Genomic DNA, 13,105 nt, shown 5'->3' with positions numbered 1-13,105 from the left:
AGCGCATGCATGTGTGTGGGCAAGAAGCCCTGGAAACTACCGCTCATTTGACCGGGGCGCTGTCCCGTCAATAGCTCTAGGCCTCCTCCCCTTTTTGATTCTCACCCCCCTCTCACCCGAGTTCACGGTTGACCTTGCCTGGCGACGCGCGTTGGATACCGATCCGTTTTTGAATTCCATTTCTCGCAGCGCTCATCAAGGTGAAGCACATCTCCGGGAACCCGCGAGTTAGACGCTGCTCAGAACATTAAATCCACTGCTGGGGAATGATGTGAGCAGCACAGACCAGTTGCATATCCAAAGTGCTCATGAGCGAGCGGTCAAGCTGGAAGCGCAGATGACGGAGGACGAAAAATTCTCATGGCTATCCGGCCCGATGGCTATCCCGCTGGGGGGCATGCCGAAGCCTGACGGCGCTTTAGGTTCGGCAGGATTTTATCCTGGCATGGCTCGCCTTGGCATACCTGCCCTGCAGCAATCGGACGCAAGTCTTGGCGTCGGGAATCTGGGCGATGTGCGCCCTGGGGATCACGCGACGGGTCTTCCCAGCTCACTGATGCTCGGTGCGACGTTCAATCCTTCCATCGCGTTCGAGTCAGGCGTGCTGGTCGGGCGTGAAGCAAGCAGTAAAGGGTTCAACGTACAGCTGGCCGGGGGCGCCAATTTGATTCGAGAACCCCGCGGCGGACGTAATTTCGAATACATCTCGGAAGACCCTCTGCTTACTGGCCTCATCGCAGGCAACTCTGTCGCCGGGATTCAATCAGAGCGTGTGGTTTCAACACTCAAGCATTTTGCAGTTAACGCCCAGGAAACCGGTCGGGTTATGGTCAGCTCTGATCTGAGCGAAGCCGCGCTGCGAGAATCGGATCTGTTGGCGTTTCAGTTGGCCATCGAAATTGGTCAGCCTGGCTCGATCATGCCTGGCTACAACCTCGTCAACGGCGAATACGCATCGGAAAACGCGTTTTTGCTGACCGAAGTGCTGAAAGGTGATTGGGGTTACTCTGGCTGGGTGATGTCCGACTGGGGAGCTACCCACTCGACCATTAAGGCCGCGCTTGCAGGACTGGATGTCCAGTCTGGCGCTAACCTCGACGACGCTCACTATTTTGGCGAAGCATTACGTCAAGCGGTGGCCGACGGTCACGTTCCTCAGAGCCGTATCGATGACATGGTCACACGAATCCTGCGAAGCCTGATCGCAGTGGGTGCTTTGGATCAAGTCAATGGCCAGCCCCGTCCAATTGACTACAGCCATCATAAGCTCGTAGCGCAGCGTCAGGCAGAAGAAGGCATTGTGTTGCTCAAGAATGCTGACCACACGCTACCGTTGCCGCAACGCTGCAAGCGGTTGCTAGTCATTGGTGCGCATGTCGATCATGGAGTGCTTTGTGGCGGTGGTTCTTCCTGCGTGACACCTATCGGCAGCCTGTCGCTGCCCGGTACCGACATCATGGGGATGCAGGTTGCCAAGGTCTACCAGCCCTCCTCGCCGCTTCAAGCCATCCGCGAAGAGAGCGCCGCGCAACAGGTAGATTTCCTGGACGGTACGGATCAGGCAGTGGCCCTTGCGCAAGCGCAAATTGCCGACGCAGTCGTTTTTTTCGCTCAGGAATGGCGCTCTGAAGCGCTGGATGCCAAGGGGCTGGGGCTGCCAGATGAACAAAACGCTTTGATCGAAGCACTCGCCTCAGTGAATCCCAAAACTATCGTAGTGCTCCAGAGCGGTGGCCCAGTCACGATGCCATGGCTGGATAAGGTCTCGGCGGTGCTGGCCGCGTGGTATCCAGGTTCAGGGGGCGGGCCTGCGATTGCCGGCGTGCTTTTTGGTCGGGTAAATCCATCAGGTCACCTTCCCGTTACCTTTCCCGCCAACGAGCAACAGTTGCCGCGACCCGATCAGATCGATCCTGCAACCACCACCTCGAACCCTGGAACGCGGCGCATAGGCGACATCATCCCTATCGACTACGATATTGAGGGTTCGGATGTTGGCTATCGATGGTTTGCAAGAGAGGGCTTGGCTCCCCTCTTCCCGTTTGGCTATGGGCTTTCCTACACATGTTTCGAGCTGTCGGGGTTTGAGATCCTTAACCATGAACCGCTGACTGTGAGAGCCGAGGTGGAAAATGCAGGTGCATTGGATGGCGCCATTGCCCTGCAAGTGTACGTCCAGAAGCTAGGACATTCGGGATTTGCAAAGAGACTGGCAAGCTTCCAGAAAGTTGTTCTGAAGACAGGCGAGCGCGTTTCGGTCGATTTCAAGCTTGAGCCAAGGATCCTGGCTCGATATGAGAATGGAGGATTTGAAATCGGTCGTGGCGATTACGTGATTTGGGTGGCGAAACACGCTGCTGACGAGGCGAACGCCTTGCGGCTATCCTTACCGTAGTCGGCTCGATTTGCAGCCTCCATCGATTAGTGCCTTCTGATCGAGGGAGGCTACAAAGCGGGCTTCGGCAACAGTGTCTTATTGCGTTCTTCACGTTCCAGACCCCACCACCGCTCCGGAGGAATCGTGCAGCTAAAGCGTGCGAGGAGCAACATTAATACCCCGCGACCAATTGCCCTTGTGCCTACCGAAGACTTGCTTTAGCTTAGCTCGTGTGATGGCTACGGGCCATGCCTCTTCGGCATGACACCGACTGGCAATACTTACAACACCCTGGGACTACCCATGAAAAGATTTGTCGTACTCGACAGTTTCCGCGGCCTCTGCGCGGTTGCCGTCGTGCTGTTCCACACTTACGTGGTGCAAAGCATTGCCGAACTCGAGTTTTTCAAGAACGCCTTCCTGCTCGTGGAGTTCTTTTTTATCCTCAGTGGTTTTGTGTTGTTTCACACCTATGGCCAGCGTTTGAACAACGCGACCGATTATAAAAATTTCTTCATCAGTCGTACGGCTCGCCTGTATCCCCTGCACTTGACCATGTTGGGCGTTTACCTGGTACTGGAAATGGGTCGCTCGCTGGCTGAGAGGAAAGGCTTCAGTTTCAACGAACCGGCGTTCAGTGGCGCCACTTCGATGGACGAATTTCTTCCCAACCTGCTCCTGCTGCAATCCTGGCTGAACAGCGCCATGACTGGCTCGTTCAATTACCCCTCCTGGAGTATCAGCATCGAGTACTACCTGTACTTGATATTTGGCGTCATGGCATTGCTGGCGCGCACCAGCAAGGTCAAGGTCTTCGCAATGGTGTCCCTGGCAGCGTTCATCACCTTGTGGAACGGTGAATCCTGGCTGAAGCTGGAAATCTTCCGCGGCGCTTCGTGTTTCTTCGCCGGTGCCTGCCTGTACGTGCTCTACGATCGCATCAAGGACCTGGGCCTGGACGCCGTGGACTTCAATCTGCTGGAGATTGCCCTGGTGCTGGGCAGCTATCGTCTGCTGGTGTCGAACATCGATCACAAGGGCGTGTATGCCAGCCTGCTGTTCTGTGTCTTGATTCTGGTATTTGCGTTCGAGCGCGGCGTGGTTTCGCGACTGTTGCACCAGCGCTTTTTCGTCTGGCTGGGCGCCCTGTCGTTCTCCATCTATTTGACCCACGCCGCCATTCTGTTTGTTTTCAAGAGCGCCGTGATCGTGCTGTCGAAAGTGCTGCACACCGACCTGACAGAGACCTTGCAGGGCCATGACATGCCCAACATGGTCAAGTACATCTCGACCCACAGCATATGGCTCGACAACGGCATCGTGGTCTTGCAGTTGGCGGCGGTACTGCTGGTCTCGACATTGACGTACAAGTATGTCGAGATGCCGGGCGTGCAATTGGGCAAGCGACTGACTCGCCGCAAAGGCGCAACGCCGGGCCCTACCCTGCAAGGCACCGCGCAGTAACTTTTAAAGCAGCCTAACGCCATCCCTTTTGGGGTGGCGTGTTGCAGCCCGCGGTCGCTCTTGACGCCATGAGGAGCATCGATGCAACTGGAATGGCTGGAAGACTTCATCGAACTGGCGCGCACTCGCAGCCTGTCGCGGGCCGCCGAGATACGCTGTGTGACCCATCCCGCTTTCGGTCGACGCATCCGTGCTTTGGAAGATTGGGTTGGCGTCCCCCTGATCGAACGCAAACAGCCATTGTCCCTCACCCCCGCCGGCCTATTGTTTCTGGACGCGGCGAGCCAATCGATGGAGCTGCTGCTGGCAGCCCGTGCGCAGTTCCAGACCATCGGTCTCAACCGTGACCAGCCACTGCGCATCGCCACCGGACGCACCCTGGCACGTGTGTTTTTTCCCGACTGGTACCAGTCGCTGCACCAGCGCTTCGGCGCGTTCCCCGTATCACTGGTTACCGGCGGCGCGCAAGAAGCCATCCTCAAGCTGACCGCCGGCGAGGTCGACTTGCAACTCATCTACTCCAGCCCCCTGACGCGAATTCTGGTGGACGCCGAACGCTTTGATTCCAAGGTGCTCGCGCAGGAACAACTTGTACCGGTAAGCGCTCCCGATGAAAGCGGCCAGCCGCGATTCGCCATCGGTCCGGACAGCGACGACTCCAGCATCGCATGGTTGGGCTTGTCGCCCTCGTTGTCACTGCGTGGCGTGCTGGCTCAGCACCTGGCCAAGCTGCCGCAGCGCCTGGCATTGCGCATGATCTACCAAGCCGACTCCTACGAGGCGATTCTAGAAATGGCCAAGCGCGGTTCCGGACTCGCCTGGCTGCCTGGCATGGTGGTCAAGGATGCATTGGCTGCTGGCGAGCTGGTGCTCGCGGGGGGCAGCGAACTGCACATCCCGTTCGATGTTTCGTTGCATCGACTGCGCGCCAATCGAAGCGAACAGGTGATGCGCATCTGGGAAGGCCTGGATCCGGTTTGAGTCGCCCATTGCGCGCACTGTTACGGCGCATTAACAAAAAACACCGGCCCTGCGGCAAGTCTGTCACACCCGCGATTACGAGCCCGTGCCGGATAGGCTCGGGCTTGTGCCCAATCAGCAATTGTCCGCGACGCAACGTTGATTCACCTTGGTCTCGGGCCAGGTAGCCACGAAGGCGCAGACCTTCCACCGCTGCCCGGTCGTTTTCACCCATAACAATGACTGCCATCGTGTCCACCAACTGCCTGTGCCCGGTGGACGGATCGATAATCGTGAAACGAACCCGGAAACCACCCATGAGTACAGCCTCGACCACTCTGCACGCGACCCCGGCCACTACCCGGCGCGGGCCATGGAAAGAGATCATTGCCGCCAGCTTCGGCAACGCCCTGGAATTCTATGACCTGCTGATCTACGGCTACTTCGCCGTGGTGATCGGCAAACTGTTCTTCCCGTCCGACAACGAGACCACCTCGCTGCTGCTCGCGGTGGGCTCGTTCGGCATCTCGTTCCTGATGCGTCCACTGGGCGCCATCGTGCTGGGGTCCTACGCCGACCGCGCGGGGCGCAAAGCATCGCTGACGATGTCGATCCTGATCATGCTGATCGGCACCGCCATGATCACCTTTACCCCCTCCTACCAACAGATCGGTATCGCCGCGCCGTTGTTGATCATCGTCGCGCGCATGCTCCAGGGCTTTTCCACCGGCGGAGAGTTCGGCGCCGCCACCGCTTTCATGGTCGAGCATGCCGACCCCAGCCGCCGAGGCTTCTTCGCCAGTTGGCAGTTGGCGACCCAAGGCCTTGCCACCGTGCTGGCGGCGGGCGTCAGTGCTCTGCTCAGCTACCTGCTCAGCGATGTGCAGTTGAACGACTGGGGCTGGCGCGTGGCATTCGGGGTCGGCTTGTTGATCGGCCCGGTCGGCTTCTACATTCGGAGCCAGATCGACGAAACCCCTGATTTTCAGAAAGTCGCCGCCAAGGGCGAAGCCAAGACCCCGCTGCGCGACGTACTGGTCAAGGGCCGTACCAGCCTCCTGCTGTCCATTGGCGTGGTGGCTGGCGCGACGGCGTTCAACTACGTACACAAGCTGTACATGCCCACCTACGCCCTGAAACAACTGCAGATTACTGCCACCTCCTCCTATCTGGGCGCGCTGGTCACTGGTGTGATGTTGATGTTCATGGCGCCGGTGTTCGGCAGCCTGTCGGACCGCTTTGGTCGCTTCCGCGTGCTCACTCTGGCGCTGTTGATCACCGGACTGTCGTCCTATCCGATGTTCGTCTGGCTGAATCTGTACCCCAGCGTCACGACCCTGCTGATGGTGCAAGCAGTGGTGGGGATCTTGATCGCCGCCTGCCTGGGGCCGATCCCGGCGATGCTCGCCGACATTTTCCCCACCAGCATCCGCGGCACCGGACTCGCGCTGAGCTACAACTTTTCCGTGACCCTGTTCGGTGGTTTCGCTCCGCTGATCGTGACGTGGATGATCGACGCTACCGGCAGCAAACTCGCGCCCAGCTTCTATGTGGTGGCCACCTCGCTAGTCAGCGTGATTGCGGTGATCGTTCTGGGTAGACGCATGCGTAATCATCGCCCCACCTGAGCCGTGTGCTTGCAAAAACTCAATACCCTGACATCCACGCTGCCCTTTACTGCCAAAACACCTTTTGTCCGCAGGAGACCTGCATGAAGACCTTGGAACAAGTACGCGCTACCCTGACCCCCTACCCCATCGAGGTGGAATTTCCCGACATTCGCCCATGGCAGGAAGGGAACTGCGGCGTCGATTACGTGCATTCTTTCGACAGCGGCCTGGCCGGCCCTCACGTCATGGTGATGGCGTTGACCCACGGCAACGAGGTCAGCGGCGCGATTGCCTTGGACAGGTTGCTCAAGGATGAAGTGCGCCCGGTACGCGGTCGCCTGACACTGGCGTTTGGCAACGTCGCCGCCTATCACGCCTTCGACCCGGATGACATCGACGCCACTCGCTATCTCGATGAGGACATGAACCGGGTTTGGTTGCCGAGCAAACTCGATGGACCAGAGGACTCCATTGAACTGCGCCGGGCACGGGAACTACGCCCCATCGTCGATACGGTGGACCTGCTGCTGGATATCCATTCCATGCACGAGGAAGCGCCGCCGATCATGATGTGTGGCGCCCAGACCAAAGGGATGGATTTCGCCGCCACACTGGGTGTTCCGCGAACCGTGGCCGCCGATGCCGGCCACCCAAATGGCCGCCGCCTGCGCGACTACCAGGATTTCGCAGACCCGTTGAGCCAGAAAAATGCCTTGCTGATCGAGACCGGGCAGCACTTCTCCCAACGTAGCTGTGAGGTAGCCATGGACGTAACGGCTCGCTTTCTTGTGACGACGGGGGTGGTGGAGCCAGCAGACATGGCTAACTACATCAGCACGAGTGCGCCGCAAGCCCAGCGCTTCTTGCAGGTTACCGAGCCGGTGGTGGCCCGAAGCATGGAGTTCGCGTTCGTCGAGGACTTTCGTGGGTTGGAGTTGATTGGCGAGGCTGGGAGTGTACTGGCTTGGGATGGCGACCAAGCAGTGGTCACGCCATACGATGATTGTGTACTGGTGCAACCGTCGCTACGGCATTTGGGCAATGGCGTGACGGTGGTGAGGTTGGCGCGTGTGGTCGAGCGGTAGTGGGATCACACGCTCCCTTCCCGCGCCGACCCAAGGACCCTGTTGATCGCGGAAACCACCTGCATCGTCGCCTGTTCGAGGCTGCCGTCATTACGGCAGCAAACCCAGCCGTGATCTGCAATCGCCCGTTCGAACGCCTGGGTACAAGCGACATGTTCTTGCAGGGTATGGATCACCGTACTGCTGAGTCCGCGCCGTCGAGCAGCTGCCCTCGCCCATGAAATATCCGGGTCAGTGACAACCCCAACATGCAGGTCGGGCACTCGCACGTTTCGATCGAGGTTCAGCTGCAGAATGTCCGCGAATGGGATCATCCGGCGAAAAGCGGCCTCCGATGGGTACCAGCGATCGATCAGGATGATGCTGTCGCGTGGCTGCCGGGTCAGCACGTGCTGGGAGATCCAGGCCCGGCTCTGGGCAAAACGCTCACAGATCTCCCACTCCAGATCCTCACCGGGACTTCTCGCCAGTTGGTTGACCAGAATCATGGTTCCAGCCCTGAACGGATCGCTCTTGCGCTCGCATAAACGGATCACTTTCTTGTCGTCGGCCCTCAATAGTTTAGTTACGGCCTCCAACAGCGTGGTTTTTCCGGTGCCCTTGGGCCCGTCGAGAGAAACGAATAATGGAAGATTCATTGTTCACGTAACGATGGAGATACGGTTTAAATGCGGTGGCATGGGTAAAGCGCTGCCAGTAATGATACAGCAGCGCACCATGGCTAGCAGACGGCCAGAGGTGGCTGGAGTTCATCTGCGTGGAGTGGGCGTGGACGGCCGTCGCCTAACGCCCCGCTGGTGGTACCGCAGATGAAGCAGGACTGTGGGCGCAGATGACCGACTAACAGTATGCCGATTACCCTGCGGCCTGCTCCGTGCGTCTGGCTTTAAAGGTCAACGCAAACCCTACCAACACCACCGCAGCGAACCCGGCTGGAAACAGCCAGATACTTTTCCAGTCATGCTGCATGCCCGTTGCATAGTGATCGGTCACCTGCCCCGCTACCCAGAAGCCAATCAACATGCCCAACCCATAGGTGGCCAGGGTGATCAGGCCCTGTGCCGAGCTGCGGAAGCGTTCAGGCGTCTTGGCGTCGGTGTAGATCTGCCCGCAGACGAAAAAGAAGTCGTAGCAGACACCATGCAGCGCGATGCCGATCAGCAGCATGGCGACTTCTTCCCCGCCGCTGCCATAGGCGAACAGCACGTAGCGCAGCACCCAGGCGAACATGCCGACCAGCAGCGCGATCTTGATGCCGAAGCGGGCAATGAACAGCGGCAGCAGGAGCATGAACAGCACTTCGGACACTTGCCCGATGGCCATCTTCGCGGTGGGATTGGCGATGCCGATCTCGGCCAGGAACGGGTTGGCGTTCTGGTAGTAGAAAGCCAGTGGTATGCAGATCAGGATCGAGGCCAGGAAGAAGATCAGGTAGCTGCGGTCCTTCAGAAGCCCCAAAGCATCCAGGCCCAGCACTTGACTCAGTCCCTTGCGCTCGCTGGTGGCCTGCAAAGGTGCCGTGCTGGGCAGGGTGAAGCTGTACAGCCCAAGAAGCAGCGAAGCGACGGCCGACATCAGGAAAGTATTACGCAGTGCGCCACCGGCGATACCTTGAGCAGAATCCCAGGCGAAAACCATACTGATCACCACGCCGGCGACGATCCAGCCGATGGTGCCCCATACCCGGATGCGGGAAAACTCGCGAGCCGGCTCTTTCATCTGGCGGAAGGCAACCGAGTTCACCAGGGCCAGGGTCGGCATGTAGGCCACCATGTAGGCCAGGACATAGGGATAGAACGCGGCGAAATCCGCTGCTCGATAGAGTTGATACAACAGCACCGCGCCCAGCAAGTGCAGCACGGCAAGGATACGTTCGGCGTTGAACCAGCGGTCGGCGATCAGACCGATGACGAAGGGCGCAATGATCGCTCCCCAGGATTGGGTCGAGAATGCCAGCCCGATCTGGCTGCCGCTGGCGCCCAGGCCCGTCGCCAGGAATGTTCCCAGGGTGACGAACCAGCCACCCCAGATGAAGAACTGCAGGAACATCATCACGCTCAGTCGGGCGTTCATCGTTTTCATTGCGCTCACCGTTTTATTGTTATGGCAGGTGTCGGTCGAAAGCTTGGGCGGTTCAGTCTTCGGGCAAACCCAGTAATCTTCGGTTGGATTGCACGTCGGCGGACACGCCGGCGAAATCATCGAAAGCGCGTTGCGTGCGCTTGATCATGTGTCGCTCGATGAAGGCAGCACCCTCACCTGCGCCTTGCGCCGAATCCTTCAGGCAGCATTCCCACTCGAGCACGGCCCAACCGTTGAAGCCGTACTGGGTCAACTTGCTGAAGATCGATTTGAAGTCCACCTGGCCGTCACCCAGCGAGCGGAAGCGGCCCGGCCGATCGACCCAGTCCTGGAAGCCGCCATACACGCCGGAGCGGGCATCGGGACGGAACTCGGCGTCCTTGACGTGGAACATGCGGATGCGCGCGTGGTAACGGTCGATGAAACCCAGGTAGTCCATCTGCTGCAGCAGTAGGTGGCTGGGGTCATACAGGATGGCGGCACGCGGATGGTGGTCGACTGCCTGCAGGAAGCGCTCGAACGAGGCGCCGTCGTGCAGATCCTCACCGGGGTGAATCTCGTAGCACAGGTCGACACCGGCCTCTTCGAAACAATCGAGAATCGGCAACCAGCGCCTGGCCAGCTCGGCGAAACCCTGCTCGACCAGACCATTGGGCCGCTGCGGCCACGGATAGACATAGGGCCAGAGCAAGGCGCCGGAAAAGGTCGCGTGGGCGGTCAGGCCCAGGCGTTGGCTGGCTTGTGCGGCAAGCTTGAGCTGCTCGATGGCCCACTCGGTGCGGGCTTGTGGAGCATTACGCAAATGCACCGGCGCAAATTCGTCGAACACCGCGTCGAAAGCTGGATGCACAGCCACCAGTTGGCCTTGCAGGTGCGTGGACAGCTCGCTGATCTGTACGCCGGCTTTGGCGCACACCGCATTCAGCTCGTCGCAGTACGCCTGGCTTTGCGCTGCGCGCTCCAGGTCGATGTAGCGCGTGCCGAGCGTGGGCAGTTGAATCGACTTGTAACCTTGGGACGCAGCCCAGTTAGCGATGTTGGCCAGGTTGTCGAAGGGCGCTTCGGGCGACATGAACTGCGCCAGGAATATACCTGGGCCACGAAGCCCCGTCTCGGCAGGAAGGTTCATTGTGCGGTACTCCGTGAGGAAGATGGGCAGATCAGTTCGGTCCACTTGGCGTCGCCGCGGTGGTTGATGAGTGCGGCTTCGATGAAGGCCATCCCACGCAAGCCGATGTGCATGCCGGGTACGCCGGGCACCTGGTTGCCGGCCCCGCCCGCCTGGATGGCGTCGGCAAGATCCACGTACAGATTGGCCATCGCCTCCAGGTAACCTTCGGGATGCCCTGCGGGCAAACGCATCCGGCGGGTGGCGGCGGCACTGAGCCAGGGTTGCCCAAGACCCGAACGCAGGATGCGCATGGGTTGGTCCAGCGAACGGTGGATCAGGCTGGACGGTTCTTCCTGCCGCCATTCCAGCCCGCCCAACTCGCCATAGACGCGGATCTTCAACGGATTCTCTTCGCCGGCGCAGACCTGGCTGGCGATCAGAACTCCGCTGGCCCCGCCGCTCATCTTGATCAGCACACTGACGTCGTCGTCCAGTTGGCGACCTTCGACATGGGAGCCGAGCATGGCGCTGAGGCAGTACACCTGCTGGTCGGCAACGAATTCAGCCAGGCTAAACGCATGCGTACCGATGTCGCCGATGCAGCCGCCAATGCCGGATTGTTCCGGGTCGTCGCGCCAGTCGGCCTGCTTGTTGCCCTGGCTGGCGATGTCCTGGCTGAGCCAGCCTTGCGGGTATTCGACGATGACTTTGCGCACGGCACCGATGAGGCCATTGCGCACCAGCTCGCGGGCTTCCCAGACCATGGGGTAGCCCAGGTACACGTGGGCCAGGCCATAGAGCCGGTCACTGCCGAGCAAGGTCTGGTCCAGCGCCTGCAGCTCGGCCAGGTTCAAAGCGGCGGGCTTTTCGCTGAACACATGGAAGCCTGCCTGGATCGCGCGCTGTGCGACGGGCGCATGCAGATGATTGGGCGTGACGTTGACCAGCAACTGCATGCGCTGGTCTTCGGGGAGCCGCGCTTCGGCCTCGATCATCTCCCGCCAGTCGCCATAGACACGCTGTGGCGCGAGCCCCAACGCGTTTCCAGTACGCTGATTGTTCAGCGAATCGCGGCTGAAAGCGCCGCACACCAGATCGAATCGCCCATCCAGCGCCGCCGCCTGCCGATGTGCCAAGGCAATGAACGACCCTTCCCCGCCACCGACGAAACCCATTCTGGTTTTTTGCATGACATCCAGCCTCTAGATTCTTATCGGCTCAGCACTGGTCAGATCAGCAATCAAAGACCTGGCGATGTAACCGGTTACATTCGTTCATGGAATCTAGGCGTCAACGCGTCCCCTGTCAAACACCATCGGGCGGATCATCGCGGTACCGGAGGCAGTGGCAAACTGAGGTAAGCTCTGCGTCGGGATTACCGGGAACGAGGTAGGCGTGTCGAATATTCGTGAAGTGGCGCGGCTGGCCGGCGTTTCGGTGGCTACGGTATCCCGGGCGCTGAAGTCGCCCGAACGGGTACTGCTCGCAACGCGCGAGCGGGTCAATGCTGCGGTGGAACAGGCCGGTTACCGGCCAAACCTGATGGCCGTGCAGTTCCGTTCGCGACGCACGTTCAACCTGGTCATCCTCGTGCCGCATATTGCCAACAGTTTTTTTGCTCGTGTCATTAGCGGGGCGCAGAAAGCTGCCCAGTCGGCGGGCTATCGCGTATTGCTGTGCGACACGTTGGGCTGCGAAGCGACCGAGCGCGAATATGCCGACCTGGTGCACGCCCATCAAGCCGACGGTGTGCTGCAACTGCGCGCCTACGATCCATTCGCCTCGACTACCGACGCAGCCGACCTGCCCCCTATCGTAAACGCCTGCGAAATACTCGAGGGGGGCCGTCATCCCACCGTCAGTCTGGATAACCATGGCGCTGCGCGAGCGGTCACAGAACACCTGCTTGCCCTGGGCCATCGACGTGTGGGTTTGATCAACGGGCCTGCCACCAGCCCGTTGACCCGTGATCGGCGTTCGGGCTACGAGGCAGCCTTGCGTGCAGCGGGCATCACACCCGATGCCAAGTTGATTTGCCCAGGGGATTTCAGCCTGAAAGCAGGCTATAACGGAGCACTGCAGTTGCTCGGCATGCCCGAGCGCCCTACTGCATTGTTCTGTGAAAGCGATGAGATGGCCATTGGCGCATTGAAGCGCATCAAGGAAATGGGCCTGCGAGTTCCCCAGGACGTTTCCCTGGCCGGCTTCGACGACATCGAACTGGCTGCCTATTGCGACCCACCGCTGACGACCATCGCCCAGCCAGCCGAGTGCTTCGGCCAGCACGCGGTGGACATGCTGATCAGTTTGATCGAGAAACGCCCCCTTGAAGTGCGGCACGTGACGCTGCCCCACAGCCTGGTCGTTCGGCAGAGCACCGCTGGCGTGCCCAACGGTGATATCGCTAGCGGGTGAC

At 59.8% G+C, this 13,105-nt stretch carries 10 protein-coding genes; 6 read left to right on the top strand and 4 right to left on the bottom strand.

What is annotated here, in order from left to right:
• Positions 1–271 precede the first annotated feature (271 nt).
• From IFT75_RS18050 to IFT75_RS18030, 5 genes are all read left to right on the top strand, one after another.
• A complete protein-coding gene (locus IFT75_RS18050) occupies positions 272–2,395 on the top strand; it encodes a beta-glucosidase family protein (RefSeq protein WP_342214386.1) in 2,124 nt (707 codons plus the stop codon).
• 285 nt (positions 2,396–2,680) lie between these two features.
• Positions 2,681–3,841, top strand: a complete 1,161-nt coding sequence (locus tag IFT75_RS18045) for an acyltransferase family protein (protein ID WP_192055998.1) — start codon at positions 2,681–2,683, stop codon at positions 3,839–3,841.
• A gap of 81 nt (positions 3,842–3,922) precedes the next feature.
• The gene (locus IFT75_RS18040) at positions 3,923–4,822 is read left to right on the top strand and encodes a LysR family transcriptional regulator (protein WP_185793318.1); all 900 of its coding nucleotides are present in this window, start codon (positions 3,923–3,925) and stop codon (positions 4,820–4,822) included.
• 296 nt (positions 4,823–5,118) lie between these two features.
• Entirely contained in the window at positions 5,119–6,429 is a 1,311-nt protein-coding gene (locus tag IFT75_RS18035) for an MFS transporter (protein ID WP_185793317.1), read from the top strand.
• Between the two features lie 83 nt (positions 6,430–6,512).
• Positions 6,513–7,496, top strand: coding sequence for a M14 family metallopeptidase (locus IFT75_RS18030; protein WP_185793316.1), 984 nt, complete (start codon positions 6,513–6,515; stop codon positions 7,494–7,496).
• A gap of 5 nt (positions 7,497–7,501) precedes the next feature.
• Here IFT75_RS18030 and IFT75_RS18025 read toward each other — a convergent pair whose 3' ends face one another.
• The 4 genes from IFT75_RS18025 to IFT75_RS18010 form a co-directional block, all read right to left on the bottom strand.
• Positions 7,502–8,134: a dTMP kinase gene (locus IFT75_RS18025; protein WP_192055997.1), complete on the bottom strand. Its 633-nt coding sequence runs from the start codon at positions 8,132–8,134 to the stop codon at positions 7,502–7,504.
• 217 nt (positions 8,135–8,351) lie between these two features.
• The gene (locus IFT75_RS18020) at positions 8,352–9,578 is read right to left on the bottom strand and encodes a nucleoside permease (protein WP_192049403.1); all 1,227 of its coding nucleotides are present in this window, start codon (positions 9,576–9,578) and stop codon (positions 8,352–8,354) included.
• 52 nt (positions 9,579–9,630) lie between these two features.
• Positions 9,631–10,707, bottom strand: a complete 1,077-nt coding sequence (locus tag IFT75_RS18015; RefSeq protein WP_192055995.1) for a sugar phosphate isomerase/epimerase family protein — start codon at positions 10,705–10,707, stop codon at positions 9,631–9,633.
• Positions 10,704–11,879 (bottom strand): Gfo/Idh/MocA family protein, encoded by a 1,176-nt coding sequence (locus IFT75_RS18010; RefSeq protein WP_244652782.1) that lies wholly within the window; start codon positions 11,877–11,879, stop codon positions 10,704–10,706. The genes IFT75_RS18015 and IFT75_RS18010 overlap by 4 nt, the downstream gene beginning before the upstream one ends.
• Before the next feature lie 205 nt (positions 11,880–12,084).
• Here IFT75_RS18010 and IFT75_RS18005 point away from each other — a divergent pair, with 205 nt between their 5' ends.
• Positions 12,085–13,104: a substrate-binding domain-containing protein gene (locus IFT75_RS18005; protein WP_192055993.1), complete on the top strand. Its 1,020-nt coding sequence runs from the start codon at positions 12,085–12,087 to the stop codon at positions 13,102–13,104.
• The last annotated feature ends 1 nt before the right edge of the window (position 13,105 follow it).

It is taken from the genome of Pseudomonas sp. CFBP 8758, assembly GCF_014841725.1.
Lineage (GTDB): Bacteria > Pseudomonadota > Gammaproteobacteria > Pseudomonadales > Pseudomonadaceae > Aquipseudomonas > Aquipseudomonas baltica.
Note: the sequence above shows the minus strand (reverse complement) of the source record. Positions and strands in the feature narration are given on the sequence as shown.